General features: G+C 64.3%; 24 protein-coding genes. 7 read left to right on the plus strand and 17 right to left on the minus strand.

Going from position 1 to position 25,606, the window contains the following annotated elements; translation table 11 throughout:
- Window positions 1–50 precede the first annotated feature (50 nt).
- Window positions 51–1,382, minus strand: coding sequence for an exosortase Q (gene xrtQ / locus FBY21_RS29755; protein ID WP_222119524.1), 1,332 nt, complete (start codon window positions 1,380–1,382; stop codon window positions 51–53).
- Window positions 1,379–3,388, minus strand: a complete 2,010-nt coding sequence (locus FBY21_RS13315; protein ID WP_142011577.1) for a VIT domain-containing protein — start codon at window positions 3,386–3,388, stop codon at window positions 1,379–1,381. Before FBY21_RS13315 ends, xrtQ begins: the two co-directional genes overlap by 4 nt.
- Window positions 3,389–3,554: 166 nt before the next feature.
- Here FBY21_RS13315 and FBY21_RS13320 point away from each other — a divergent pair, with 166 nt between their 5' ends.
- Complete coding sequence (locus FBY21_RS13320) at window positions 3,555–5,222, plus strand: diguanylate cyclase domain-containing protein (protein WP_142011579.1); 1,668 nt, start codon at window positions 3,555–3,557, stop codon at window positions 5,220–5,222.
- Here FBY21_RS13320 and FBY21_RS13325 read toward each other — a convergent pair.
- A complete protein-coding gene (locus tag FBY21_RS13325) occupies window positions 5,215–5,901 on the minus strand; it encodes a tellurite resistance TerB family protein (RefSeq protein ID WP_044413129.1) in 687 nt (228 codons plus the stop codon). The two genes, FBY21_RS13320 and FBY21_RS13325, sit on opposite strands and share 8 nt — an antisense overlap.
- Window positions 5,902–6,080: 179 nt before the next feature.
- Between FBY21_RS13325 and FBY21_RS29945 the strand changes: the two genes are divergently transcribed.
- On the plus strand, window positions 6,081–6,206 hold the full coding sequence (locus tag FBY21_RS29945; RefSeq protein WP_256548389.1) for a hypothetical protein: 126 nt from the start codon (window positions 6,081–6,083) through the stop codon (window positions 6,204–6,206).
- A gap of 1 nt (window position 6,207) precedes the next feature.
- Here FBY21_RS29945 and pbpG read toward each other — a convergent pair whose 3' ends face one another.
- The 6 genes from pbpG to FBY21_RS13355 form a co-directional block, all read right to left on the minus strand.
- Complete coding sequence (gene pbpG, locus FBY21_RS13330; protein ID WP_142011581.1) at window positions 6,208–7,140, minus strand: D-alanyl-D-alanine endopeptidase; 933 nt, start codon at window positions 7,138–7,140, stop codon at window positions 6,208–6,210.
- Between the two features lie 135 nt (window positions 7,141–7,275).
- Window positions 7,276–7,611 carry a hypothetical protein gene (locus tag FBY21_RS13335; protein ID WP_142011584.1) on the minus strand — a complete coding sequence of 112 codons (336 nt, stop codon included), beginning with the start codon at window positions 7,609–7,611 and terminating at the stop codon, window positions 7,276–7,278.
- Between the two features lie 981 nt (window positions 7,612–8,592).
- Entirely contained in the window at window positions 8,593–9,627 is a 1,035-nt protein-coding gene (gene dmpG / locus FBY21_RS13340) for a 4-hydroxy-2-oxovalerate aldolase (RefSeq protein ID WP_142011586.1), read from the minus strand.
- A gap of 12 nt (window positions 9,628–9,639) precedes the next feature.
- Window positions 9,640–10,548, minus strand: a complete 909-nt coding sequence (locus FBY21_RS13345; protein ID WP_142011590.1) for an acetaldehyde dehydrogenase (acetylating) — start codon at window positions 10,546–10,548, stop codon at window positions 9,640–9,642.
- Between the two features lie 13 nt (window positions 10,549–10,561).
- Window positions 10,562–11,353, minus strand: coding sequence for a fumarylacetoacetate hydrolase family protein (locus FBY21_RS13350; RefSeq protein ID WP_142011592.1), 792 nt, complete (start codon window positions 11,351–11,353; stop codon window positions 10,562–10,564).
- Window positions 11,350–12,177 (minus strand): alpha/beta fold hydrolase, encoded by an 828-nt coding sequence (locus FBY21_RS13355; protein WP_142011594.1) that lies wholly within the window; start codon window positions 12,175–12,177, stop codon window positions 11,350–11,352. Before FBY21_RS13355 ends, FBY21_RS13350 begins: the two co-directional genes overlap by 4 nt.
- 871 nt (window positions 12,178–13,048) lie before the next feature.
- Here FBY21_RS13355 and FBY21_RS13360 point away from each other — a divergent pair.
- Window positions 13,049–13,822: an SDR family oxidoreductase gene (locus FBY21_RS13360; RefSeq protein ID WP_142011596.1), complete on the plus strand. Its 774-nt coding sequence runs from the start codon at window positions 13,049–13,051 to the stop codon at window positions 13,820–13,822.
- 6 nt (window positions 13,823–13,828) lie between these two features.
- Here the strand turns inward: FBY21_RS13360 and FBY21_RS13365 are convergent, their stop codons facing one another.
- From FBY21_RS13365 to FBY21_RS13395, 7 genes are all read right to left on the minus strand, one after another.
- Window positions 13,829–14,272: a nuclear transport factor 2 family protein gene (locus FBY21_RS13365; RefSeq protein ID WP_142011598.1), complete on the minus strand. Its 444-nt coding sequence runs from the start codon at window positions 14,270–14,272 to the stop codon at window positions 13,829–13,831.
- Window positions 14,269–14,658 (minus strand): nuclear transport factor 2 family protein, encoded by a 390-nt coding sequence (locus FBY21_RS13370; protein WP_142011600.1) that lies wholly within the window; start codon window positions 14,656–14,658, stop codon window positions 14,269–14,271. The genes FBY21_RS13365 and FBY21_RS13370 overlap by 4 nt, the downstream gene beginning before the upstream one ends.
- Before the next feature lie 10 nt (window positions 14,659–14,668).
- Complete coding sequence (locus tag FBY21_RS13375) at window positions 14,669–15,871, minus strand: acetyl-CoA C-acyltransferase (RefSeq protein WP_142011602.1); 1,203 nt, start codon at window positions 15,869–15,871, stop codon at window positions 14,669–14,671.
- A 152-nt stretch (window positions 15,872–16,023) separates the two neighbouring features.
- The gene (locus tag FBY21_RS13380) at window positions 16,024–16,482 is read right to left on the minus strand and encodes a MaoC family dehydratase (RefSeq protein WP_142011605.1); all 459 of its coding nucleotides are present in this window, start codon (window positions 16,480–16,482) and stop codon (window positions 16,024–16,026) included.
- A gap of 2 nt (window positions 16,483–16,484) precedes the next feature.
- Window positions 16,485–17,267, minus strand: a complete 783-nt coding sequence (locus FBY21_RS13385; RefSeq protein WP_142011608.1) for an SDR family oxidoreductase — start codon at window positions 17,265–17,267, stop codon at window positions 16,485–16,487.
- 11 nt (window positions 17,268–17,278) lie between these two features.
- Window positions 17,279–18,466 carry an acyl-CoA dehydrogenase family protein gene (locus FBY21_RS13390; RefSeq protein ID WP_142011610.1) on the minus strand — a complete coding sequence of 396 codons (1,188 nt, stop codon included), beginning with the start codon at window positions 18,464–18,466 and terminating at the stop codon, window positions 17,279–17,281.
- Entirely contained in the window at window positions 18,463–19,620 is a 1,158-nt protein-coding gene (locus tag FBY21_RS13395) for an acyl-CoA dehydrogenase family protein (protein WP_142011613.1), read from the minus strand. Before FBY21_RS13395 ends, FBY21_RS13390 begins: the two co-directional genes overlap by 4 nt.
- A 358-nt stretch (window positions 19,621–19,978) precedes the next feature.
- Between FBY21_RS13395 and FBY21_RS13400 the strand changes: the two genes are divergently transcribed.
- The 4 genes from FBY21_RS13400 to FBY21_RS13415 all read left to right on the plus strand — a co-directional run bounded on the left by FBY21_RS13400 (window position 19,979) and on the right by FBY21_RS13415 (window position 24,292).
- Window positions 19,979–21,205 carry an ion channel gene (locus FBY21_RS13400; RefSeq protein ID WP_160158600.1) on the plus strand — a complete coding sequence of 409 codons (1,227 nt, stop codon included), beginning with the start codon at window positions 19,979–19,981 and terminating at the stop codon, window positions 21,203–21,205.
- Window positions 21,206–21,657: 452 nt separating this feature from the next.
- Window positions 21,658–22,125 carry a Bro-N domain-containing protein gene (locus tag FBY21_RS13405; RefSeq protein WP_142011618.1) on the plus strand — a complete coding sequence of 156 codons (468 nt, stop codon included), beginning with the start codon at window positions 21,658–21,660 and terminating at the stop codon, window positions 22,123–22,125.
- Window positions 22,122–22,373 (plus strand): hypothetical protein, encoded by a 252-nt coding sequence (locus tag FBY21_RS13410; protein WP_142011620.1) that lies wholly within the window; start codon window positions 22,122–22,124, stop codon window positions 22,371–22,373. Before FBY21_RS13405 ends, FBY21_RS13410 begins: the two co-directional genes overlap by 4 nt.
- Before the next feature lie 887 nt (window positions 22,374–23,260).
- A complete protein-coding gene (locus FBY21_RS13415; protein ID WP_142011623.1) occupies window positions 23,261–24,292 on the plus strand; it encodes a hypothetical protein in 1,032 nt (343 codons plus the stop codon).
- A 251-nt stretch (window positions 24,293–24,543) separates the two neighbouring features.
- On the opposite strand, the gene FBY21_RS13420 is transcribed toward FBY21_RS13415, so the two are convergent.
- The gene (locus FBY21_RS13420; protein WP_142011625.1) at window positions 24,544–25,422 is read right to left on the minus strand and encodes an SDR family oxidoreductase; all 879 of its coding nucleotides are present in this window, start codon (window positions 25,420–25,422) and stop codon (window positions 24,544–24,546) included.
- Window positions 25,423–25,606: the final 184 nt, after the last annotated feature.

Raw genomic sequence — 25,606 nt, forward strand, 5'->3', positions numbered from 1 at the left:
GCGAGTATACCCGAGTCGATTCGCCTCGGGCAGCCTGCGCCGATGACCGTTTACAGGCCCGCCGCCTCGGCCACGGTGACCGCCCGCCAGGGCCCCGGGGAGGTGCCGGCCAGGGCCGACCAGTACCAGGCGGAGGTGTCGCTGAAGCTCCGTCCGGCCGCGTCCTCGATGTATTCGCACACCCGCAGCCGACCGGAGGCGGCGCTGGCCAGGAAGCAGCGCTGCAGGCCCTCGCCGCTGGCCCGACGGTGCAAGGCGATGGCACTGATGCGAAAGCCCAGGGCGCGGTAGCAGTCCGCCGCCGGGTGCAGCTTGCGGGTCGGCACCTGCACCTGGCGCAGCACCAGGGTGCGCGGGCCGGCGGCGAAGCGCGCCAGGCGGCCGGGGAAGTCCTCGGCAAAGCGCCGCTCCACCGCCGTCAGCGCCAGCGGGCGCAATGCCTGCCCCTCGAAGGTGCTCGGCCACTCGACGAAACCGGCCGGGCGCGCACCCTCCCCGCCCGCGCCCGGCACCAGGCTGTACGCCGCCAGGCCGACGAAGAGCACGCCCCAGGGCCACGGGCGCCCTGCGCCGGGCAGGCCATCCGACCGGTTCGCCGGCTGGGCCGGCAACCCCACCACCAGGCGCAGCACCAGCCCGCAGAGCGCGGCGAACACCGCCAGCCCGATGCCCTCATGGAGCCAGGCCGGCCCCTGCCAATGCCCGGCCTCCTGCAGCACCAGCAGCGTATTGCGCAGCGCATTGGCCCCGAGGATCAGCAGGCTGAGCCAGGGCAGCCGGCGCAGCAGCCGGGCATCCGCCACCCGCAGCCAGGCGGCGGCGGTGAAGGCCACGAAGTAGGCGGCCCAGGCCATCTGCACGCCGGAACAGGGCGCGTCGACCATCACCAGCTGGCCGCCCACCTCCAGCGCACTGCCCTGGCGCGTGACGGCGAAGCCCAACCCGCGCAAGGCCCAGAGGCTGGCCTCGGCGGTGATCACCCGCAGCGGGTAGCCGATGAAGAACTGCAGCGACGCCAGGATCGGCAGCGCCAGCACCCCCAGCCCCAGCCAGGCCAGCAGCGGCTGGCCGGGCCGACGCAGGGCGAAGACCATCACCAGCACTGCCAGCACCGCCAGCAACCCGCGCCCCAGGGCCGGCACGCCCGGCACCAGCAGCGCGGCTGCCGTCAGCCCCAGGGAGGCGAGCAGCCCGGGCAGGCGCGGCGCCGCCAGCAGCACGTGGCGGTCACGCCACAGGCAGGCCAGCAGCACCACCAGCGCCACCGCGCCCCAGGGGTCGTCCGAGCCATCACCCATGCGGGCAACGGCCCAGCGCCACACCGGCCACAGCGCCAGGGCCGGCAGGGCCAGCCAGGCCCAGGTGGGCAGCGCGCGGGTCACGCCTGGCCCCGCTGACGGCGCAATGCCCATCCCAGGCCCAGCAGGCCCACCAGCAGCAGCGCCCAGGTCGCCGGCTCCGGCGTGCCCGGCACCATCGGCCCGCTGACGTTGCCGCCCACGGCCTGGGCGCTGACGCCCTGGGGCAGGGGCAGCGGCTGGTCGACTTCCGCCGCGTCCTGCGGCGCCGGGTTGCGCACCTGCTCATCCACCGCGACGAAGGAGGTGTAGGGCGTCAGCAGGCTGTACTTGAGGCCGAGGTCGAGGATCTGCTGGCTGTAGTTGTAGGCGTAGCCACCTTCGATGGCCTCCTGGTCCATCAGCGAGGCGATGCGCTGGCGGGCCCAGAGGTGCGCCAGGGCGCTGCCCTCCACGGCCTGCCCGGCCAGCAGCGGCGCCTCGGCATGCCAGGTGCCCCGGCTGGTCAGGCCCTGGGCGCGGAGGAAGCCCCGGCGCTCGCCGCGCCACTTGCCGAACACCACCAGCGGCCGCTCGGCGAACAGGTCCGGCAGCTCCAGGGGCTCCACGTCATAGGTGTCCAGCCCGTCGAAGGTCAGCTTGGGGCGCACCAGCACCGGCGACTCGATCATCCGCTGCAGGCGCTCGGCCTGGGCGTCGGCCTGCGCAGCGTCCAGCACCACGAAGGGTTCGCCCTGGCCGGCACGGGCCAGCCCCTCGATCAGCTCGCGGTTCACCGAGCTGCCGATGCCGAAGGCGAACAGGTTGGCCTTGCCCAGGTTGCCGCGCACCAGCGCGTAGGCCTCGCTTTCCACGTCCACGAAACCGTCGGTGACCACGATGAAGGAGCGCGAGCGCCCCGCCTCCGCCGGCATCGCCAGGGCCTGACGCAGGGCCGGCAGCAACTCGGTGCCGCCACTGCCCATCTCGGTGTCCAGCAGCCCCAGGGCCTGCTGGATGTGCTCGGCATCCGCAGGGATCGACTGCGGCGCCAGCAGGCTGGCACTGCCGGAGAACAGCAGCACGTTGAAGCGGTCCTGCGGGCGCAGGCCACCGATCAGCCGGCGCAGCAGGTGCTTGGCGGTGTCCAGGGGGAAGCCGTGCATGGAGCCGGAAATGTCCACCACGAACACGTATTCACGGGGCACCACCGCCTCGCTGGGCACGCGCCGGGGCGGCGCCACCATGGCCAGGAAGAAGTTTTCCTCGGCCCCTTCGCTGAGCAGCACCCCGCTCTGGAAGCCCTCGCCACCCAGGCGGTAGTCCAGCACGAAGTCACGGTTGGCCGCCGCGCCGCCGGCCGGGTCCAGGCTCACCCGCACATGCCGGGCATCCTGCCCCTGGCGCAGGATGCGGTGGCTGGGCGAGGCCAGCTCGGCGATGTCCGCCGGGGCCTGCAGGTCCACGTCCAGGCTGAACCCGGCGGTTCCCGGCTCGCCTTCCGGCAGGTGCGCGGTGGCCGTCCAGGGCTCGACGGCGCCCCCCGGCCGGCCGGTGTAGCGCGGGCCGACCACGGTAGGGAAGACGAAGGAATAGAGCCCATCGCGGGGGACCAGCAGCTCGGTGTAGCGCAGCTCCACATCCACCGCATCGCCGGGGAGGATGTTGGCGACATTCATCTCGAACACGTTGCTGCGCTGCTGCTCCAGCAAGGCCGCGGTCTGCCCAGCCACCTTGGCCGCCTCGTAGTCCTCGCGGGCCTTGCCCTTCTCCTCGATACGCGCCTCGATCACCCGCTGGCCGATGCGCACGGTCATGCCGTGCACCGCCGCCCGGGTCGAGCCGGGGAACACGTAGCGCGCCTCCAGCGCCCGGCTGCCTTCGTTGCGGTAATGCTGGGTGACGCTGACGTCGGCGATCACCCCCAGCACCCGCGCCTTCACCTCGGTGGCCTTGAGCGGCAGGCCGTCGACACCGGGCTCGGCGTTCTCCACCACGAAATAGGGCCCTTCCGGGGCGGGCTGCGGCGCGTCGGCCAGGACGGTCATCGGCACCAGCAACAACAACAGGCTCCACCAGCGGCGGCGCGGGAGGGGGACAGGGCGGGACATGGGACGTGGCTCCTTGCGTGTATCGGAAGCCCAGCCTCGCCCGCGCCCGTGGAGGCTTCGTGCAGGGTGTGTGGTGTTTCTGTGGTTTTATGCGGCCGAGCCAAAACGGAGCGGACTATGCTTTACCGGCCGGCTCGCCCGCAGTCATCGCCCGGAGATCCTCCCCATGCGTCGCCCCCACAGCCTGCGTAGCCGCATCGCCCTGTCCGTCGCCCTGCTGGTGTGTGCCCTGAGCTGGCTGCTCGGCACGCTGATCGGCCAGCGCTCCGGCGAGCGCATGGGCGAGGAATTCGGCCAGGGACTGGCGGAGCTGTCGTTCCAGATGGTCGACCGGCTGGACCGCGACATGGACAACCGCGCCCGCCTGCTGCAGGTCATCAGCGAGTTGCAGGCCCTCCGCCAGCCGGACGACATCCGCCAGGTCCGCGCCCTGCTGGACAGCCTGCAGCACGAGCTGCCGGACATCGCCTGGATCGGCTTCACCGACCCCGGCGGCCTGGTCCTGGCCTCCAGCAACGGCGTGCTGGAAGGGGTGAACATCGCCCAGCGGCCGGTCTACCAGCGCGGCATCCAGGGCCGCTTCATCGGTGACGTGCACGAGGCCGTGCTGCTGGCCAAGCTGCTGCCCAACCCCACCGGGGAGGCGATGAAGTTCGTCGACATCGCCCTGCCGGTGAAGGGGCAGGACGGACGCACCGTTGGCGTGCTCGCCTCGCACCTGTCCTGGTCCTGGGCCGACGAGGTGCGCCGCGCGCTGATCGAGCCCATGCAGGTCCACCGCCGGGTGGAGTTCTTCATCCTCAGCAGCGACCACAGCGTGCTGCTGGGCCCGGCGAGCAGCATCGGTCAGAAGCTGGAGCTGCCGGCCCTGGCCAGCATCAACGCGCGCAAGAGCTTCTGGAGCGTGCAGCGCTGGCCGGACGGCCGCCGCTACCTCACCGGCTTCGCCCCCAGCCACGGCTACCGCGACTACCCCGGCCTCGGCTGGATCGTGGTCACCCGCCAGGCGGAAGAAGAAGCCTTCGCCCCCGCCCATGCCCTGCAGCGGGAGATCTACCTCTGGGGCGGCGCGCTGGCGATCTTCTTCGCCGTTCTCGGCTGGGTGCTGGCGGCCCGGGTGACGCGCTCGCTGCAGCACATCGCCGACGCGGCGGACCGCCTCAGCGCCGGGGAAATCGCCGTCATCCCCTCCGGCACCGGCACCCGGGAGATCCGCACGCTGAGCAAATCCATCGCCCACCTGGTGGAAAGCCTCACCCAGCAGCAGCTCACCCTCGGCCTGCTGGAGAACAAGGCCCATCACGACCCGCTCACCGGCCTGCCGAACCGCGCCGCACTGGAGAAGCACCTGCCCCGGCTGCAGCAACGCTGCCACGTGGCCGGCGGCGCGCTGGGGCTGCTCTACCTGGACCTGGATGGGTTCAAACCGATCAACGACACCCACGGCCACGCCGTCGGCGACCTGGTGCTGCGCGAGGCCGCCCAGCGGATGCGCGGCTGCCTGCGGGACGGGGACCTGGTGGCGCGCCTGGGCGGGGATGAGTTCCTGATGGTGCTGCAGCTGCAGCAGGACGACGGCCTGAGCCACATCAGCCGGGTCGCCCAGCGGGCGCTGCAGGTGCTGGGTGAGCCGATGCTGCTGGAGGGGCGCACCCTGGGCATCGGCTGCAGCATCGGCGGGGCCCTGTGGCCCCGGGACGGGGATCGCCTGGAAGAGGTGATGGAACGCGCCGACCAGGCGCTCTACCGGGCCAAGCGGGAAGGCCGCAACCGGGCCTTCCTGCATGACGAAGACGAAGCGGTGCACATCGCCGCAGGCCCCGCCGTCAACTGACCTGGGCGTCCCGCACCTGGGCTTCCAGCTCCGCCTTGAGCCCCGGTTCCAGGCGCATCTGCCGCGCCAGTTCGTCCAGGTAGGCGCGCTCCATGAAGTGCTCCTCGTCCACCATCAGCACGCTGGCCAGGTACATCTCGGCCGCCATCTCCGGGGTGGTGGCCGCGCGGGCCACTTCGGACGGGTCCAGCGGCTTGTTCAGCTCCGTTTCCAGCCAGCCGCGCAGGCTGGGGTCGTCGGTCAGGCGGGCCAGTTCGCTCTCGATCAGTTGCCGCTCGCGGGCGTCCACATGGCCGTCGGCCTTGGCCGCCGCCACCAGGGCCTTGAGGATGGCCTGGCTGTGCTGCTCGGCCTGGGGCGCCGGCAGGCGATCGAGGGTGCGGGGCTCGCCCTGGGGCGCAGTGGGCTGGTTGGCCTGCCAGTTGCTGTAGGCCTTGTAGGCCAGCACACCCAGGGCGGCGAGCCCGCCGTAGGTCAGCGCCTTGCCGCCGAGCTTGCGCGCACTCTTGTTGCCCAGCAGCAGGCCCAGCGCACCGGCAGCCAGGGCACCACCGCCCGCGCCACCGAGCAGGCTGCCGAGCTGGCCGCCGCCGATGCCGGACGGTTTGCCGCCGGCCTTCTTCTGCAGCAGGTCCTGGCCGGACTTGAGCAATTGGTCGAGCAATCCACGGGTGTTCATGGTGGGCCTCCAAGGTCGCAATGGACGATGGGGCGCACTCTAACGCCAGTCCTCCGCGTGCCGCGCAGGCGGAGTGCTTCGAGATATTGCGTCCCGAAACCGCTATCACCGGTCCCCTGCCGCGTAGCCCTGCCGACGCCTACCGGCTAGGCTGTAGGCCGTTTCGTCAGGAGGCCGTCATGGAAGGGTTGTCGCTGGGCGGGTGGGGATGGGTGCTGCTGGCCGTGGGCCTGCACCTGGGTGTACGGCTGTACATTCGCTACGGCCTGAAGGAAGACCGTAGCGAAGAGGACTGGCGCGCCTGATTCAGTTGGGCGAGGCGACCATCTGCTGGCGACGGGCCGCGTCCTTCTGCTGGCGATAGGCCTTGGCCGCCTCGGGGATCGGGCCGCCCTTGCCGGTCTCGACCCAGCGACGCATGCGCGTGGCGTCGGCGAAGTGGGTGTACTTGCCGAAGGCGTCCAGCAGCACCATGGCGACCCGCTGGTTGCCCATGCGGGTGCGCATCACCAGGCAGTGGCCGGCCTCGTCGGTGAAGCCGGTCTTGGTCAGCTCGATGTCCCAGTCGCTCTTGCGGGTCAGGTGGTTGGTATTGCTGAAGCCCAGGCTGTAGCGCGGCTTGACGAAGGTGATGGTCTTTTCCTTGGTGGTGCTCATCTGGCTCAGCAGCGGGTACTTGCGGCTTTCCAGCAGCAGCTGGACCAGGTCGCGGGCGGTGGAGACGTTGTTCAGCGACAGCCCGGTGGGCTCCACATAACGGGTGTGCTTCATGCCCAGGGCGCGGGCCTTGGCGTTCATCGCCGCGATGAAGGCGCCGTAGCCGCCCGGGTAGTGGTGGGCGAGGCTCGCCGCCGCGCGGTTCTCGGAAGACATCAGCGCCATCAGCAGCATGTCGCGACGGCTCACCAGGCTGCCCACGCGCACCCGCGAATAGACGCCCTTCATTTCCTTGGTCTGGCTGATGTCGACGCTGATGATCTCGTCCAGCGGCTGCTTGGCTTCGAGCACCACCAGGGCGGTCATCAGCTTGGTCACCGAGGCGATGGGCACCACCAGGTCGGGGTTGTTGGCGTAGATCAGCTTGCCGGTGGCGAGGTCCACCAGCATGGCGCTGCCGGAGGCGAGCTGCAGCTGGGCGGGGTCGCGGAGCGGGGTGGCCGCCTGGGCTTCGAGGGGGGCGGCGATGGCCAGGCTGGTGCAGAAGAACAGGGCCTTGAGCAGAGCGGTTCGGATTTTCACGGGAGGCTACCGGATGAAGAGTGGGATGAAGATCGCCTGTGCGAACTGGCGCACATTATAGATCCCCGAAGGCCAATTCCTTCAGTCACTTTCATCGCTTTCTGAAAGAAAACTCTCAGCTCGCAAACGCCCCCGTCAGCGCTGCTGGTACTGGTAACTCCCCTGCCCCGGCGTCCGCTCGATGATCACCCCGTTGGGGTACTCCGTGCTCTGGCGAATCCCGCCCTGCTGCTGGATCACCTGGCTGCCGCTCCCGGTGCTGTAGCGCGTGGTGCCCTGGGGCACGGGCTGCCCGCCATAGACGTTGTAGCGCTCGCTGCGTTCGTAGGTGTCCACACTGCCGCTGGCGCCGGGGCTGACGTAGGTCTTGGGGATGACGCGGATGGTCTGCTGCCCGCTCGGTTCGGCGGCCAGCGCGGGGATCGCACCGCTCGCCACCAGGGCCAGCAGCGCACAACGAAAGAGCTTCATGGCCGTACCTCGCTGAGGGATGGATGCCGATGATACGTCCGTTGGGCAACCGCTCCAGGGCTTGGGTTCGGGCCAGGGGCGGTTTTCGGATCAGTGGTGGGGAATCGGGGGGTGGCTGGGGCGCTGTTGCTCATTAACGCGCTAGCCATGGCATCCGCCATACCCGCCTACGAAGTCGCTGGACGACATTGGCAATGATCCTTGGATGCTGGCTCAGACAAAAACGAACAGCGTGGTTGTTGGGGACTGAACAGAGAGAACGACCTAAGTGCCCTTGAGGCACCCTCGCTTACGCGATGACATTGGTTCGTCTGCTCGGTTACTTTTTGCAGCCTCGGTTCTAGAACCTATCAAGGGGAAGAACTCAGAAATGCAGCCTGCAATCCTTGCAACAAAGCTCTGGTCACGCCCTTTAACGTCAATCCCAGGCAGCCAATATGATCACTCGTATTCCCGCCCTTGAATTCATGCAGCGCTTGGTGGGGGCATACCAATCGCACGACGGTAAAGCATCACTGCAGGTTAGGCGCTTGGGTTATGGGCAAGTTATTGAGTTGCACATCGGAGACAAACTGCAGCTTTCAGGGGTTGTAGGGGCTTCGGGCGAATCTGTTGAGCTATATGCCCTATTGGGTCTTCCCAACGTAATACGTCTAGGCGGGAGCCTTCAGACTCCTACGGATATCTCATTCGAGGATCCGGAACTGCAACTAGGCCTGCAGCTTTCTCTATCTAAAGACACGCTCACACTGACGACCGCAAATGGAGGCTCAAAGAGCAGCAAGCATGTGCTTCAGCGCATTTAGGGGATGAAGGCACCGGGGCACCTTACGGCTCGATTCAAATAGCTGCTAGATCGGCAGGGACACACCAGAAGCCCCTCCCTCATCAATCAGCTGACTTTATGAAACAGCTCTCAGCGAAAGGTGAGGATAAGGGCGGTGTTCGAACCGCCCTTCCCGGGCTGAAGCCCGGGCTACGTCAGGTGGGGAGTACGCCGCGTTGGCGGGAGAGGGTCAGGGCCAGGTCCTCGATCATGTCTTCCTGCCCGCCCACGGTGCCGCGCCGGCCCAGCTCCACCAGCAGCTCGCGGGCCTGGATGCCGTACTTCTGCTCGGCGCGCTTGGCGAACAGCAGGAACGAGCTGTACACGCCGGCATAGCCCAGGGTCAGCGCATCGCGGTCGACACGGATGGGCTGGTCCATCATCGGCACCACCAGGTCCTCGGCCACGTCCATGATCCGGTAGAGGTCGATGCCGGTGTTCACACTCATGCGCTCCAGCACCGCGACGAACACCTCCAGCGGCGTGTTGCCCGCCCCCGCACCCAGCCCGGCCACCGAGCCGTCGATGCGCGCGGCACCGGCCTCGATGGCGGCCAGGGAGTTGGCGATGGCCATGCCCATGTTGTGGTGGCCGTGGAAGCCCACCTCCGTGCCCTTGTCCAACCCGTCGCGCAGCACGCCGATCTTCTCGCTCACCTCATCGGGCAGCATGTAGCCGGCCGAATCGGTGCAGTAGATGCAGTTGGCGCCGTAACCCTGCATCAGCCGCGCCTGCTCCAGCAGTTTTTCGGCGCTGACCATGTGCGCCATCATCAGGAAGCCCACGGTGTCCAGGCCCATCTTCGCCGCCATGCCGATGTGCTGGCCGGAGACATCCGCCTCGGTGCAATGGGTCGCCACGCGGATGGTGGAGACGCCGCAGCCGTGGGCCATCTTCAGGTGCTCCACCGTGCCGATGCCCGGCAGCAGCAGCGCGGAGACCTTGGCCTGCTTGAGTTTTGGGATCACCGCGTCGAAGTACGCCTCGTCCGAATGGGCCGGGAAGCCATAGTTCAGCGAGCTGCCGCCCAGGCCGTCGCCGTGGGTGATCTCGATCAGCGGCACGCCGGCGGCGTCGAGCCCGGTGGCCACCGCCACCATCTCGTCCAGGCTGATCTGGTGGCGCTTGGCGTGCATGCCGTCGCGCAGGCTCATGTCGTGCAGGCGCACGTGCTTACCTTGCAGGTTCATGGGGTTCTCCAATCAGCGAGCGGGTAGTTTCAGGGCGCCCTTGTGGGCCTCTTCGGCGAACATCTCGGCGGTGCGCAGGCCGGCGGCGGTCATGATGTCCAGGTTGCCGGCGGACTTTGGCAGGAAGTCGCCCAGCCCCTCCACCTCGATGAACACCGAGACCTGGCGACCATCGAACACCGGGCCGTTGACCAGCTTGTAGCCCGGCACGTAGCGCTGCACCTCGCGCACCATCTCCAGCACCGAGGCGCGGATCGCCGCCTGGTCAGGCTCGCCCTCGGTGAGGCAGTGGATGGTGTCGCGCATCATCAGCGGCGGCTCGGCCGGGTTGATGACGATGATCGCCTTGCCGCGCTTCGCCCCGCCGATCTTCTCCACCGCGCCGGCGGTGGTGCGGGTGAATTCGTCGATGTTCTGCCGGGTGCCCGGCCCCACCGAGCCGGACGACACGGTGGCGACGATCTCGCCGTACTCCACCGGCTGCACCCGCGACACCGCCGCCACCATGGGGATGGTGGCCTGGCCGCCGCAGGTGACCATGTTGACGTTCATCGCCAGCCTGGCCGCGTGCTCGCGCAGGTTCACCGGCGGCACGCAGTAGGGCCCGATGGCCGCCGGGGTGAGGTCGATCATGATCACCCCCAGCTCGTTGAGCTTGCGGCTGTTCTCCGCGTGCACATAGGCCGAGGTGGCATCGAAGGCGATGCGGATGTCGTCGTCCAGCACATGCGGCAGCAGGCCGTCGACGCCGTCGGCGGTGGTCTTCAGGCCGAATTCGGCGGCGCGCTTCAGGCCTTCGGAGGTCGGGTCGACGCCCACCATCCACACCGGCTCGATCCAGTCGGAGCGACGCATCTTGATCAGCAGGTCGGTGCCGATATTGCCCGGCCCGATGATGGCCGCCTTGAGTTTCCTGTTCATGTTCGTGCCCCGGTCAGTCGCAGAAGGACACCCGGGCGCTGCCCAGGCCGTCGATGGTCAGTGAGAAATCGTCACCGGCGTGGGCCGGTTCCAGCGGCACCAGCGAGCCGGAGAGGATGATCTCGCCCGCCTTGAAGGGAATGCCCAGCGCGCCGAGGGTGTTGGCCAGCCAGGCCACCGCCGTCAGCGGGTTGCCCTGCACCGCCGAGCCCAGGCCCTCGCTGATCTGCACACCGTTCTTGAACACCCGCATGTGCAGGTTGGGCAGGTCCAGCTCACGCGGGTCCACCTGCTCGCGGCCGAGCACGAACACGCCGCAGGAGGCGTTGTCGGCCACCGTGTCCTGGATGCGGATCTTCCAGTCGTGGATGCGCGAGTCGACGATCTCGAAGCACGGCATCACGTACTCGGTGGCGGCCAGCACGTCCTGCTCGGTAACGCCCGGGCCCTGCAGGTCATGCCGGAGGCGGAAGGCGATCTCGCCCTCGGCGCGCGGCTGGATCAGGCGGTTGGCGGAGAGGGAGATCTGCGCGCCGTCCTCGAAGGCCATGTCGCGGGTGATGAAGCCGAAGTCCGGCTGGTGCACGTCGAGCATGCGCTGCACCGCCTCGGAGGTGACGCCGATCTTCTTGCCCACCACCACATCACCGGCTGCCACGCGCCGCTCCATGCCGTAGAGGGACACGCGGTAGGCGTCGTCGAGGGTGATCTCCGGCCAGCGCTGGGTCAGCGGCTCCAGGGTGCGGCCGCCGACCAGCGCCTGGTACAGCGCCTCGCCGTGCAGCCGCTGCAGCACCTCGCTCATGGCCGGCCCTCCGCGAGGAAGTCCAGGCAGGTGCGGTTGAACAGCGCGCGGTGCTCCACCATCACCCAGTGCCCGCACTCGCTGAGCAGCACGAAGCGGATGGCGCGGCAGCGCTCCATCATCGTCTGCGCGCCGGATACCGGGCAGAACCTGTCGTTCATGCCCCAGAAGCCGAGGATCGGGCAGGCCAGCTCAGCCAGCCGCTCGGTGAGGTTCGGCACCTGCATCGTGCTGAGCACGCAGCGCGGTTGCTGCTGCACCACGGCCACGCGCTCCTCGACCGTCTCGTCGCTGATCAGCGCCGGGTCGAACAACTGCAGGCCGAGCAGGCGGCGCATGCCGGCGGCATCGTTCAGCTCGCCGTTGGCGAAGGCCGCGCCCATCTTCTGGATGCCTTCCATCTGCAGGTAGTACTGCTCCTTCTCCATCAGCCCGCCGGGTGCCATCAGCACCAGGCGGCTGACGCGCCGGGGCTCGTCCAGCGCCAGCTGGATGGCGATGGCACCGCCCAGGGAGTTGCCCACCAGCACGCAGCGCTGGATATCCAGGGCGTCCAGCAGGCCGCGCAGGGCAGCGACGAAGAAGTCCAGGCTGTAGACGGTCTCAGGCTTGTCCGAGGCGCCGTAGCCGGGCAGGTCCGGGACGATCACCCGGTAGCCGGCCTCGGCGAACACCGGGTAGTTCTGCTTGAAGTTGCTGTGGCCACTGGCCCCGGGGCCGCTGCCATGGATGAACACCACCGGCTCACCCTTGCCCACGTCCAGGTAGTGCAGTCGCAGGCCATCCGGCAGCGTGGCGAATCGCCCTTGCGGTAGCGCGCCCATGGGACTCTCCTCGGTTGGTTGTCGTCCCGGGATTATTCGGCGCACCCCGGCGGACAACATCGTCCGAGAGGACTAGCAGGACGGCGGCGCCACTGGGGTGGCTCCGCCCCCCTTGGGCGAATGAATTCGCCCCTACAGGCCCACATCGCGCTACCCCGCCCCCACTGTGGGAGAAGCGAATTCAGTCCCTCCGCCCCCGACAGGTCTCACCCTAGGACATACAAGCGAATTCATTCGCGATGCAGACCGCAGGTCTGCCCTTCGGGCTTCCCTGGGCCGCTTCGCGCCCCTCCCCCGATGATCAGTCGGGGACTATGCCCCTGGGGTGGGGCAGTAGTCGAGATACAAGGGTGGATGGCGCTTTTTCCATCCACCAATGGCGTTCGGCATGGCCACGAATGGTGGATCGGTGAAGCGTGATCCACCCTACGGCGCTCGCCGGCAATTGCGTGCCAGGGCGCGATGGGCTTCGCACAGCTCAGCCCATCCTACGGGTGCCACCGGTTCTACCGGCTCGGTCGTAGGATGCGCTGAGGCACGAAGCGCATCACACCGGGGTCAAGCACTTGCACGGCGTCATCCACAACGCATCGAAGGTGGTCACCGCGTAGGGGGGATGACGCTCTTCTCATCCACCATCGGATTACCGCACCGCGACTATCCACAGGCTCTGGCACATCCATGTAGGGGCGAATTCATTCGCCAAGCAGACCGCAGGTCTGCCCAACGGGCCTAGCCGGGGCGGCTCCGCCGCCCTTGGGCGAATGAATTCGCCCCTACAGGTTCATCACGCACCTAGTCCCCTCGGACGTGGGCGGCGGGGCGGGCAAGGCCTAGCCTGCGCGCACCTATAAATGAAGAGGACGCGGCAATGGGCGATGCACTGGACCTCACCGGCAAGGTGGTACTGGTCACGGGGGGTGGCAAGGGCGTGGGGCGGGGGATCAGCCTGCGCTTCCTGCAACAGGGGGCGGAGGTGGTGATCTGCGGGCGGCAGCAGCCGGAAAACCTGCCGACACACCAGGGGCGCAGCGCGCAGTTCATCCCCTGCGACGTACGTGACATCGAGCAGTTGCAGGCCCTGGTGACGGGCACGGTGGAGCGCTTCGGCCGGCTGGATGTGCTGGTGAACAACGCCGGCGGCGCGCCCCATGCGGAGGCGGCCACGGCCTCGCCGCGCTTCTCCGAATCCATCCTGCGCTTGAACCTGCTGGCCCCGCTGAACCTCTGCCAACTGGCCAACCAGGTGATGCAGGGCCAGGCCGAAGGCGGCGCCATCATCAACATCTGCAGCGTCAGCGCCACCCGCCCCTCCCCCGGCACCGCCGCCTATGGCGCGGCCAAGGCCGGGCTGCTCAACCTCACCCGCTCGCTGGCGGTGGAATGGGCGCCCAAGGTGCGGGTCAACGCGGTGACCGCCGGGTTGATCCTCACCGAACAGGCGGAGCTGCACTACGGCGATGCCGCAGGCGTGGCGCGGGTCGCGGCGGGCATTCCCCTGCAGCGCATGGCCACCCCGGAGGACATCGGCGACACCTGCCTGTACCTCGCATCGAGGCTGGCCAGCTACGTGAGCGGCGCGGATCTCTGCGTGCATGGCGGCGGGGAGCGGCCGGCGTTTCTCGATGCGGCGGGGGTGAATTGAGCCCCATCAACCCGGAGCCACGGACTCCACCATCGAATGCGCCCGGAACACCGTCTCGACGATCTTCCACGCCCCATCGATGCACCGGTAGCGGTCCTCATAAAGCCCACCCAGCTGCCGGGTGGCGCCGGTCTCGCCATCGAGGTTGAAGTAGTAGAGCGCCCAGCGCCCCACCGCTTCATCCTCGCCGAGCAGTTCGATCTCCGGGTTGGCGCCGTGGTGCAGGTCGATCACCCGCTCGTGGCAGGCCATCTCGCGGTACAGCGCGACGAAGCGGTCACGGTCGGTGAAGGTGCCCACCGGGCCGTAGTCGATGCTGATGGCGCCCTCGGCGAAGCAGTCGCGGATCACCTCCACCTGCTTCAGGTCGCAGGCGTTGAGGTAGCGGTGCTTGAGCAGGCGGATGGCCTCCAGCGCCTCCAGCCGGGCGAGGCGTGCCTCCAGGCTCATGACACATCCCTCGGCACGAAGTTGGCCTCGCCCCAGTAGGCCTTCATGGAGCGGATCAGCCCGTCGGCGTCGAACTCCATCACGTCGATCACCTGGATCGAGCAGGGCCCGCCGTTCCACTCCAGGTCCACGCAGAAGGGAATCGCCCCGCTGCCGACGTGGGTGGCGGCCACCGGCCCGGTCTGCCGCGCGCGGGCGTTGGCGCGGCCCAGGCCCTCGCGGTAGAAGCGCCCGATGGCCTCGCGCCCCTGGTGCAGCGGGCTGCCCACCGGGTCCTCCACCGTGGCATCGGCGGCGTAGAGCGCGACGATGCCGTCGATGTCGCAGGCGTCCACCAGTTCGATGTAACGCGCCAGGGTCTGTTGAATCTGCTGCGGGCTGATCATGGGTCGTTCCTCACAGGGTTTCGAAAAGGGCGGCGGCCCCCATGCCACCACCGATGCACATGCTCACCACCACGTAGCGCACGCCACGGCGCCGGCCCTCGATCAGCGCATGGCCCACCATGCGCGCGCCGGACATGCCGAACGGGTGGCCGATGGCGATGGCGCCGCCGTTGACGTTCAGGCGCTCGTCCGGGATGCCCAGGGCATCACGGCAATGCAGCACCTGGCAGGCGAAGGCCTCGTTCAGCTCCCACAGACCGATGTGGTCCACGCTCAGCCCGTGGCGCTTGAGCAGCTTGGGAATGGCGAACACCGGGCCGATGCCCATCTCGTCGGCGTCGCAGCCGGCCACCGCCAGGCCGCGATACAGGCCCAGAGGCTCCAGGCCACGGCGTGCCGCTTCCCGGGCGCTCATCAGCACCGAGGCCGAGGCGCCGTCGGAGAGCTGCGAGGCGTTGCCGGCGGTGATGCAGCGCCCAGGCCCCGTCCACTGCCCACCCATCCACACCGGCTCCAGTGCGGCGAGGCTCTCGCGGCGGGTGTCGGGGCGGTTGCATTCGTCGCGGGTCAGGGTCACCGGCTCGTGGCGGCTCTCGCCGCTGGCCTTGTCCAGCACCAGGCGCTGCGTGGCCAGGGGGGCCAGCTCGGCGTCGAACAGCCCGGCCGCTTGCGCCTGGGCAGTGCGCATCTGGCTCTGGTAGGCGTAGTCGTCCTGGGCCTCGCGGCTGATGCGGTAGCGCTCGGCGACGATCTCGGCGGTCTCGATCATCGGGATATAGGCACGCGGGTCGTGCGCCAGCACCGCCTCGGACTGGTTGCGGTAGCTGTTCTTGTGCTTGTTCTGCACCAGGGAGATGGACTCCAGGCCACCGGCGACGGCGATGTCCTGTTCGTCGCAGATGATGCTCTTGGCGGCCATGGCGATGCTCATCAACCCCGAGGAGCACTGCCGCTCCACCGCCATCCCCGCCACGCTCGACGGCAGCCCGGCGGCCATGGCACAGAGGCGCCCGAGGTTGTACGCCTGGGTGCCTTGCTGGGCGGCGGCGCCGATGATCACATCGTCCACCTCGCCCGGATCGACACCCGCACGGCGCAGCGCCTCGCGCACCACATGCCCGCCCAGCGCCGGCGCCTCGGTGTCGTTGAACGCCCCCCGGAAGGCCTTGCCGATGGGCGTGCGGGCGGTGGAGACGATGACGGCTTCTTTCATCCTGGTGTCCTCGAATTCATGGGGCTCATGGGGCTCTTTGTGGGAGCGAATTCATTCGCGAAAAGGGGCGCGAAGCGGCCCCAGCTCTTCAGGGCAGCCCTGCGGGCTGCATCGCGAATGAATTCGCTCCCACAGAAAACAGACGCGGCGTGTCAGGCCGCGTAATACCGGCTGATGGTGTCCACCACGCAGCCCGGGCGCTCTTCGCCTTCGATCTCGACGCTCACGCGCACGGTGGCCTGCACGCCGCCCTTCACTTCCTCGGCGGCCACCAGCTCGGCGCGGCCGCGCACGCGGCTGCCGACACGCACCACGTTGGGGAAGCGCACCCGGTCGCAGCCGTAGTTCACACCCATGGAAATGCCACGCACCTCCAGCAACTGGGGCAGGAACAGGTTCACCAGCGCCAGGGTCAGGTAGCCGTGGGCGATGCAGGCGCCGAAGGGGCCTTTGGCTGCACTCTGCGGGTCGACGTGGATCCACTGGTGGTCGCCCGTGGCCTCGGCGAACAGGTCGATGCGCGCCTGGTCGAGGGTGAGCCACGCGCTGTGGCCCAGGGGTTCGCCCACCCGCTGCAACAGCTCGGCGGGGGTAGTAAAAACGGTGGTCATGCTCAGGCCCTCTGGCTGGAGACCGACAGCACTTCGCCGGTCAGGTAGGAGCTGTAGTCGCTGGCCAGGAACATCATCACGTTGGCCACTTCCCACACCTCGGCAGCACGGCCGAAGGCCTCGCGGGCGGCGAGCTGGTCGAGCAGCTCCTTGGGCGCCGAGCGCTTGAGGAAGTCGTGCAGGGCGATGCTCGGGCTCACCGCGTTGATGCGGATGCCATGCTCGGCCGCCTCCACCGCCGCGCAGCGGGTCAGGGCCATCACCCCGGCCTTGGCGGCGGCGTAGTGGCTCTGCTCCTTCTGCGCGCGCCAGCCGAGCACCGAGGCGTTGTTGACGATCACCCCGCGCTGGCGCTCCATCATCTTCGGCAGCAGGGCGCGGGTCATGCGCATGGTGCCGGTGAGGGTCACATCCAGCACCCGCTGCCATTCCTCGTCGCTCATCTCCACCAGCAGGCGCGAACCGCCCAGGCCGGCGTTGTTGATCAGCACATCGACGCCTTCCAGCTCGCGCTCAGCGGCTTCCACCAGGGCGCGCACCTGGGCCTCGTCGGTCACGTTGCACACCTGCGCGTGCACCCGCTCCAGGCCCGTCGCCGCACGGATCTTCTCCCGCGCCTCGTGCAACCGGCCCTCGTGGATGTCGCTGATCATCAGCGCGCGGCAGCCTTCCTCGGCGGCGCGCAGGGCGGCGGAATAACCGATGCCGGCACCGGCGGCGGCGGTGATCAGCACCGAGCGGCCGCGCAGCAGGCCGTGGCCGGGGACGTAGTTCGGGACGTTCATGCAGGCACCTCTCAGGCACGCACGCGCGGCTCGCGGGGCATGCCCAGCGCGCGTTCGGCAATGATGTTGCGTTGGATTTCGTTGCTGCCGCCGTAGATGGAATCCGCGCGGCTGAACAGGAACATCGATTGCAGGCGGCCCAGTTGGTAGGGCGCGCCGTCGAGCAGTTCGGCGTCGGGGCCGAGCACGTCCATCGCCAGCTTGCCCAGCGCCACGTGCCACTCGGCCCAGCACAGCTTGTAGATCATCGCCTCGCGGCGCAGCGAGCCGTCCTGGGCGCCGGAGAGCATGCGCAGCGAGTTGTAGCGCAGGATGCGCAGCCCGCCCCAGGCCTCGGCGATGCGCTGGCGCAGCAGCGGGTCGCGCGCTGCCCCATTGGCGCGGGCGATGCGGATGATCTCCTCCAGCTCGTTGTGGAACAGCATCTGCTGGCCGAGGGTGGAGACACCGCGCTCAAAGCCCAGCAACGCCATGGCGATCTTCCAGCCATCGCCCGGCGCACCGAGGAGGTTGGCGGCGTCGGTCGCCGCCTCGTCGAAGAACACCTCGTTGAACTCCGAGGTGCCGGTGAGCTGCTCGATGGGCCGCACCGTCACACCCGCCTGGCGCATCGGCACCAGCAGGAACGACAGCCCGTGGTGGCCGACGCTGCCCGGCGTGGTGCGGGCGATCACGAAACACCAGTCGGATTCGTGGGCCAGCGAAGTCCAGACCTTCTGCCCGCTGATGCGCCACTGGCCGTCCTGCAGCACCGCGCGGGTCTTCACATTGGCCAGGTCCGAGCCCGCGCTAGGCTCCGAGTAACCCTGGCACCAGAACTCGGTGCCGCTGACGATGCCCGGCAGCAGGCGGCGCTTCTGCTCCTCGGTGCCGAACGCGGCGATGGTCGGCCCGGCCAGCCCTTCGCCGATGTGGCCCATGCGCCCCGGCCCGCCAGCGCGGGCGTATTCCTCGTGGAAGATCACCTGCTGGCTGATGGAAAGCCCCCGGCCGCCGTGCTCCGGCGCCCAGCCGACGCAGGTCCAGCGCCCTTCGGCGAGCTTGCGTTCCCAGGCTTTGCGTTCCTCGGGGAAGCTGTGCTCGTCCCCCGGCCCGCCGCGAAAACGCAGGGGCTCGAACGCGCCGCGCAGGTTGTCGGCCAACCAGTTGGCTACCTCCAGGCGGAAGGCTTCGTCCGCCTCGCTGAAACGGATCTTCATGCGATGTCTCCCAGGAGGGCGGCGGCGATGCGCTCGCGGTGCCAGGCCGGCGTGCCGAACAGCGCCTCGCTGGCGCGGGCGCGTTTGAAGTAGAGGTGCGGGTCGTATTCCCAGGTGAAGCCGACGCCACCGTGCAGCTGGATCGACTCCGCCGCGCAATGGAAGAAGGCTTCCGAGCAGCGCGACTTGGCCAAGGCAGAAGCCAGCGGCAACTCGGCGGCCACCGTCGCATCACCATTGGCCGCCAGCACCTCCTCGGCTACGCAGGCGGCGTAATAGGCGGCGGAACGCGCGCACTCCACCTCCAGCATCATGTCGGCGGCGCGGTGCTTGATGGCCTGGAAGCTGGCGATGGCGCGGCCGAACTGCTGGCGCTCGGCGGTGTAGGCCAGGGTCAGGTCCAGCGCCTGCTGGGCGCCACCGGTCTGCTCCGCCGCCAACGCCACGCAGGCCAGTTGCAGCACCTGCTCCAGCAGCGCCCCGCCCTGCCCCGCCGCGCCCAGGCGCGCGTCGGCCGGTAGATAGACGTGCTCGAAATCCACCTGGGCCAGCTTGCGGGTCTGGTCCAGGGTCGGCAGCAACCGTCGGCGGATGCCGGGCGTATCGCCGGGCACGGCGAACAGCTCGATGCCCTCGGCGCCCCGCGCGGCCACCACCAGCAGCCCGGCCTCGTGGCCATCCAGCACCTGGCGCAGGCGCCCCTCGATCACGAAGCCCCGCCCCTCGGCCCGCACGCTCGCCTGCACCGCCTCCAGCCCCTCGCGGTTATTGCCCGCGTAGGCCAGGGTCGCGGTCAGGCTGCCGTCCGCCAGTTGCGGCAACCAGCGCGCCTTCTGCGCCTCACTGCCGCCCAGCAACAACGCCGGCGTGGCCAGGCAGGCCGTGGCGAAAAAGGGCGAACAGAACAAGCGCCGGCCCATCTGCTCCAGCAGGATCGCCAGCTCCACGAACCCCAGCCCCAACCCGCCGTATTGCTCGGGAATATGAATGGCCGGCCATACCATCTCCGTGCACAGCCGCTGCCACAGCGCGGGGTCATAGCCCCGCTCGGACGCCATCGCCGCACGCACGGCGGCGGAGTCGGATACATCCGCGAGAAAGCTCTCGGCGGACGCGCGGATCATCTCCTGCTCATCGCTGAACGCGAATTCCATGGGACTGCCTTGTGGTGATTACTGGGCTGGGCGGCAGTCTGGCGGGTTGTGGGGAGGGGGGAATCGTCCGAGTGGACGACGGGGTGGTGGGTGAGGGATGGGCTATCACGAAGCTGGCAGATAGTCGTGAGATTCAAGGACCCTAAACCTAACTCGACTGAGAATCGAACTACCGAGAAAAGGTAGGTACATTGGAATTAGCGCCTACCAGATTTCAGTTACGAAAACCGAGGTATGCTGCTACTCCGTTGAATACCGAATATTCCAGAATATTCAGATAGATGACGTAGCCATGTCATTAGACTGAAGGACCTGCGGGCTATTGAAAGCAATTCTACCGATTATGAAGGAGTCTAAATTGCGAGCCTACATCCACACTACAAAACTGCATCCAATTTTCAAAAAACACGGCTGGGATGGAGTAACCCCAATTGGAGACTACTGGTTTACCAATTTTCAGGAGCTTGCACCAATAATAGAAAAAAAATACCCCAATCACTCGCAGATGGTATCTACCCAACTCAGATGGATGACTACCAAGGGACTTGAGTGCCACAAACAACTACTACAATTCATAGAAGAATTCAAGACTCAGACTCAAGCGCACATGAATCAGCAGTATTTATTACTACAACAAGTAAGAAACAACCCAACAATACTTAACTGGCCATCCTTGGACTTCGCAAATTTTAGATTCGAAATCGACGGAGAGCATTATTCACTGAGTGACTTTCAAGAAATGTACAATAACTCCAAAATATACCCCACACAGAATCTCAGCGGGATAGATCTGAAAGGCCTTTCTCTTCAACATGTCTCAATTAGAAATGTGAGCTTCTTCTATGCAAATTTAGAAGGAGCGAGTTTCCATCAAGTTATTTTTGAGGACGTGACATTTAACCAAGCCTACCTAGCATCCAGCAACATCCAGGCGGGTGAGTGGACAAGAACAAGTTTGTCATCAGCAGACCTTTCAGCAGCAAAATTGAACGCAGTAAGTCTAAAAGACGAAACAATAAATCTCGGCTTCAAATACTCAGAGGTCTCTCAATTTTATCTTTTAAAGACACTAGCCAGAGCCTTATTTAAGGAAGGAGCTACACATGATGATTATTTTGCGCCTCAAAAGCACACTGTATTTTTAGCGAACAACACAAATGAGATAACTAGCAACTCCGCAACAAACTGCAAGAATTATATTGACTGGTATCAATATGTTCTAGGAAATATTAGAAACATTAGAAATCTCACACCGAGCGAAAAAACCAGATTCATCCTATCAATGATTTTTACCAAGTGCTGGCACTCATATGCTGTCCTAGGACTAATGAGCGCCTTAGTTATGCTTATATACTCCCTAGCATATGCAGCACTACCAAGCACGGATTTTGGAGGAACTGGAATTAATGGATTATTTGATGCTTTGTATTTCAGCGTAGTGACTTTCACCACACTGGGGTATGGGGAAATTCACCCACTTGGATTATTGGCCAGACTGATTGTCATTCTAGAGGTTATCTCAGGATATGTGCTTTTGGGATCTTTTGTCTTTCTAATAGGCCATAAAGTCTCGTCTAGATACTGACTACCCATTAACCCTACAACTAGCAGATAGGGGGGAAGAAAATATCCCCCCACTTTCTAATATCAATCAAGCACCTCACTCGTGGGCAGTAACAATGTAGATGAAGGCTGGTTTGCATCACCTCACACTCAGTCCAGAGATCGTTGTACTCCACTTGCCCTCCCACGCCCTCCTCCCTATCCTCCCCCAGCCACGGTAAATCCCGTGGCCGGGTTTGACAGCTCGTAGTCCAGGCGCGATTGCGCCTCAAGGTGCATGCGAAAAACAGCGAATGTTTTTTGCAGGCCTTTGCTCGCATGCGGTTTTCAACCGCATCGCTCCATGGCAGATCGCGCGGGGAGATCCTCGCGATCTGCCGGTCTCTGGACCCGGTCTGTCAACCCCGCGCGGTCTGCCGCCCTTCGACTGACAGCGGATGGCGGTAGCTCCTTAACTCGTCCAGGAGTACCACCATGAAAAACGCCTTCACCCCCCTCGTTTTCTATCACCACCACCAACGCCTGCGCGCGGTGATGGTCGACAACCAGCCCTGGTTCGTCGCCCATGATTTCGCGCAGTTGATCGGCCTGGCCGATGCCCTCCCCTTGCTCCCTTCCTTACAACCTCACGAGCAGCAAACCCTCTCCCTCAGCTACACCGACGACTTCCATGAAGAAGTAGTGGTGATCAGCGATATCGGCGCCTACCGGGCGCTGTTCCAGTTCGGCAACCCCAAGCACGGCGATGTGGGCCGCTGGGTGAACGAAGTGCTGGTGCCGACGATACATGACTATCACCGCACACCCGATGCAGCCCCCAGCCGTGAAACGCTGACCTACGAGGGCCGCCGGCTGGGCGTGGTGCGTTGGCAGGGTGAGCTGTGGGTGGCCTGGCGAGACTTGCCGCTGTTCATGGCCAACGACAAGGAGGTGTCGGCATGAGCAGGGATGTGGAGCAGCAGCGCCTGCACGACCTGCTGGAGCGCCTGGATTCACGGCTGAACGCGGTGCATATGATCGCGGCGATCATCCAGGACAATGCGGGCCGGCGCGAAGGCATCCCCGGGCCCTTTCTGAACGAGGTTCGCGAGGGCGCGCTGATGGATGTGATGGTGGACCTGTGCCAGAGCAACCAGCAGGACTTCTGGCAGTTGATGAAGCTGGAGAAGCTGCCGCTCTTTAGAGACTGACCCGGGGCTGGCCCCTCTCGGAGCTGGGAGGGGCCTTTGGGGCAACTGCGCTGCCCTTGGGCGATTGAAATCGCTCCGCAGGGTATTCCGAAGCCAACACCTTGTCCGGCGCAAGGCTAGGGAGATAGCATCGAGTTACCACTTGCAAGGATGCTCAAAGTGCACACACTCATCTACGTCCCTCTCCTCAACTGGATGCCGACTACAGCGGCCCCCTTTCTCTGCAATAGCGGCTCAATCAGCGACTCGAAACGACGTTGTCTGTCTAAATTCAATACTCAAGTATTTCTCAGGCTCTCCCTCTCTTCCGTGACTCTCCAGTTCACTTAACGAGCACGCAAGCAGTAAAAATGCATCACGACTTAATCACACATAAGGGCCTCATAATTAGTCATGAGATAGCTTAAGCCCCATGCGAAGAACTTAAAATGTAACAATAATATTTCAACAAAGCTAAGAGCTCCTATAACAGCCTTGTCATGTACCTATAGAAAGACAATCACAGAAGCGCATGAATGAGCGAACAGCAAATCACACCAGAACCAGCACAAACATTTACAATGCGACACTCACTCAGAAGTGTACTTATTGCGCTTGCTGGGAATAATTGTAGATTCAGCTTTATCAACCCAAGGAAGCTTCATCTCACCTTTTATTGAAGGCTGTTCGTTAAAAATGCTCACAAGGATAATCGGCACAAAATTAAAGCTCTCACAATCGCAAGCAGCGAAGAGGACTAGATCTACATAAAGAGCCGGCGGCGGTGAAAGTGATAACATGTCAACTACATACTTCAGACAAAACTCCTTTCCCACCATATAGCCCCACACTTACGACGCATCAAAATATCTATTAGCAGAACCAAATCACAACACGGACGCACAGAAATGAGTGACAAAAAAATCATTAAAAAGATATCAGACCAACAAATCGAAGAAGGACTCAAGCAGGGATTATTTAGGGAGGACGGAGTCCAAATTCGAGAAATCTCTACCGGGCAAATCGTAAAAATACTTAAAACAAAAGGAGAAAGCACAAACAATATCCCCTCAACACTCATTCAAGTACATCATAGCTATGTGTATCAAGCAGATGTACCCGCAATAATTGATGCTATTTCCCACTCACGAGAGGCAAGCATATACGACGAACTAGAGGAGCAATACAACTTAGTTTTAGACTACTGGGACTCATATAACACCTACGAAAAAGGAATTGAAAAAGTTCATCAGATCTGTCTTGAAATCTCGGTATCTTTTGACAATAAAATCAGAAGAGAAATTGAAAAACTAGACATTGAAAAACTAGAAGAGATAGACATAGATAGATTTATCGGCTCATTGAAATCATATATAAAAATATTACTATCATACATTTTGAGCACATACATACTTCATGAAGAGAAATTTTCAAAAGACAAAGTAATCATATCCAAAATACTTAATTTCGAGAAAATGGCAAAATCACTATACGAACAAATTCTCGCCAAGTCGACGTCCCAAAAAGACAGAGACGGAAAACTAACAAACTACGTCACAATGGAAAACTCCCTATACAGCATGTACCTATTCAACGATAGCTATGACATCAAAATGCTTGATCGAATAGTTTCTCAAGACTCAAGATTCTCAACATCACTTGAAGTAATAGGCTTCTTCAAAACACACCACAAGAACAAACACTACAGAAATCATTACGACACCAATGAAACGCTAGAAATATCGATTAACGCCAAAATAATACCGCTCGACAGCAACAGAAACAGAGTGGCAAACACACTCCTTCAAATACTAGAGGACATTGACAAATTAAAATCAATTAGAGAAGAAATCTTAAACCTGAACAATATTTCAAACGTAGAAATAACGAACTACTCCAGCGCACTATCAGAAGGCAGCGCCAGCTACCCAAAGACATAGTGCACAATAAATATTTATATCAAACACCCCTAAGCAACCATTACTCATGGCGACTGAGAGACCTTATCGTACTTCACAATCAAATATCTAATGTAAGACACTCACACATATTTTTAATACCGATCATTTACCACAAGCTATTTGCGAATAGTAATAAACACATGTACCACATCAATAACTCGATATATAGATAACGCGCGATAGCAACTGCTGTGCATAATGTGACTACCCCTATAGAGATGCCTAACCCTTCAATAGCTGCCGTAGACCTTTTGTGGCGGCGTTGCTTCGGCCAGCAGGCGGTCGATGACGCCGCCCAGTTCTTCGGGGTTGAAGCGGGCGCCCTTGTCGAACTCGGGGCCTTTGCGCCAGCCGTCGGCGATGGAGACTTTGCCACCTTCCACTTCGAACATCCGCCCGGTGACGCCCTGGGAGGCTTCGGAGCCTAGCCACACCACCAGGGGCGCGACGTTCTCGGGGGCGAAGTGGTCGAAGCCGTCTTCCGGTTTCTTCATCACCTCGGCGAACACGGCTTCGGTCATGCCGGTGCGCGCGGCCGGGGCCAAGGCGTTGGCGGTGATGCCGTAGCGCGCCAGTTCGGCGGCCTGCACCAGGGTGAGGGAGGCGATGCCGCCCTTGGCGGCTGAGTAGTTGGCTTGGCCGATGGAGCCCTGCAGCCCGGCGCCGGAGCTGGTGTTGATGATGCGCGCCTGCAACCTTGCGCCGCCCTTGGCCTGTTCGCGCCAGTGCCTGACGGCGTGGCTGGCCAGGCAGAAGTGGCCCTTGAGGTGCACGGCCATCACCGCGTCCCAGTCGGCTTCGCTGAGGCTGGCGAACATGCGGTCGCGGCAGATGCCGGCGTTGTTCACCAGCACGTGGAGGTCGCCGTAGGTGTCCAGCACCTGGCGGACGATGGCCCCGGCGGCTGTGTAGTCGGTGATGTCGCCGGCGTTGGCGAAGGCCTCGCCACCCTCGGCGCGTATCTGCGCCACCACGGCTTCGGCGGCGGGCAGGTTGATGTCGTTGACCACCACCTTGGCGCCTTCGGCGGCGAAGGCCAGGGCATAGGCCCGGCCCAGCCCGCCACCGGCGCCGGTGATGAGGACGATGCGGTCTTGGCAGATTGGCATTGGAGTACTCCGTCGCTTGGTTCATGGGGTACAGCAGGTTTTCCGGGGCGCGTTCAACACGTCGCGAGCGAAGGTCAGGCAAGGCGGCGGGGTGGTCGAAAAGCAGAGTTTACGAAGGTAAATGAGCATGTTCGGCCGCCCCGCCAACGCTGCATCACCGAGCGCAGCAGCGTTGAAGCGGCCC

Source organism: Pseudomonas sp. SLBN-26, from assembly GCF_006715895.1.
In the GTDB taxonomy this organism is placed as follows: Bacteria; Pseudomonadota; Gammaproteobacteria; order Pseudomonadales; family Pseudomonadaceae; genus Metapseudomonas; species Metapseudomonas otitidis.

Coding starts and splice junctions, on each gene's coding strand:
- FBY21_RS13315 (WP_142011577.1), bottom strand. CDS start 3,388: ATGTCCCGCCCTGTCCCCCTCCCGCGCCGCCGCTGGTGGAGCCTGTTG.
- FBY21_RS13320 (WP_142011579.1), top strand. CDS start 3,555: ATGCGTCGCCCCCACAGCCTGCGTAGCCGCATCGCCCTGTCCGTCGCC.
- FBY21_RS13325 (WP_044413129.1), bottom strand. CDS start 5,901: ATGAACACCCGTGGATTGCTCGACCAATTGCTCAAGTCCGGCCAGGAC.
- FBY21_RS29945 (WP_256548389.1), top strand. CDS start 6,081: ATGGAAGGGTTGTCGCTGGGCGGGTGGGGATGGGTGCTGCTGGCCGTG.
- FBY21_RS13335 (WP_142011584.1), bottom strand. CDS start 7,611: ATGAAGCTCTTTCGTTGTGCGCTGCTGGCCCTGGTGGCGAGCGGTGCG.
- dmpG (WP_142011586.1), bottom strand. CDS start 9,627: ATGAACCTGCAAGGTAAGCACGTGCGCCTGCACGACATGAGCCTGCGC.
- FBY21_RS13345 (WP_142011590.1), bottom strand. CDS start 10,548: ATGAACAGGAAACTCAAGGCGGCCATCATCGGGCCGGGCAATATCGGC.
- FBY21_RS13350 (WP_142011592.1), bottom strand. CDS start 11,353: ATGAGCGAGGTGCTGCAGCGGCTGCACGGCGAGGCGCTGTACCAGGCG.
- FBY21_RS13355 (WP_142011594.1), bottom strand. CDS start 12,177: ATGGGCGCGCTACCGCAAGGGCGATTCGCCACGCTGCCGGATGGCCTG.
- FBY21_RS13360 (WP_142011596.1), top strand. CDS start 13,049: ATGGGCGATGCACTGGACCTCACCGGCAAGGTGGTACTGGTCACGGGG.
- FBY21_RS13365 (WP_142011598.1), bottom strand. CDS start 14,272: ATGAGCCTGGAGGCACGCCTCGCCCGGCTGGAGGCGCTGGAGGCCATC.
- FBY21_RS13370 (WP_142011600.1), bottom strand. CDS start 14,658: ATGATCAGCCCGCAGCAGATTCAACAGACCCTGGCGCGTTACATCGAA.
- FBY21_RS13375 (WP_142011602.1), bottom strand. CDS start 15,871: ATGAAAGAAGCCGTCATCGTCTCCACCGCCCGCACGCCCATCGGCAAG.
- FBY21_RS13380 (WP_142011605.1), bottom strand. CDS start 16,482: ATGACCACCGTTTTTACTACCCCCGCCGAGCTGTTGCAGCGGGTGGGC.
- FBY21_RS13385 (WP_142011608.1), bottom strand. CDS start 17,267: ATGAACGTCCCGAACTACGTCCCCGGCCACGGCCTGCTGCGCGGCCGC.
- FBY21_RS13390 (WP_142011610.1), bottom strand. CDS start 18,466: ATGAAGATCCGTTTCAGCGAGGCGGACGAAGCCTTCCGCCTGGAGGTA.
- FBY21_RS13395 (WP_142011613.1), bottom strand. CDS start 19,620: ATGGAATTCGCGTTCAGCGATGAGCAGGAGATGATCCGCGCGTCCGCC.
- FBY21_RS13405 (WP_142011618.1), top strand. CDS start 21,658: ATGAAAAACGCCTTCACCCCCCTCGTTTTCTATCACCACCACCAACGC.
- FBY21_RS13410 (WP_142011620.1), top strand. CDS start 22,122: ATGAGCAGGGATGTGGAGCAGCAGCGCCTGCACGACCTGCTGGAGCGC.
- FBY21_RS13415 (WP_142011623.1), top strand. CDS start 23,261: ATGAGTGACAAAAAAATCATTAAAAAGATATCAGACCAACAAATCGAA.
- FBY21_RS13420 (WP_142011625.1), bottom strand. CDS start 25,422: ATGCCAATCTGCCAAGACCGCATCGTCCTCATCACCGGCGCCGGTGGC.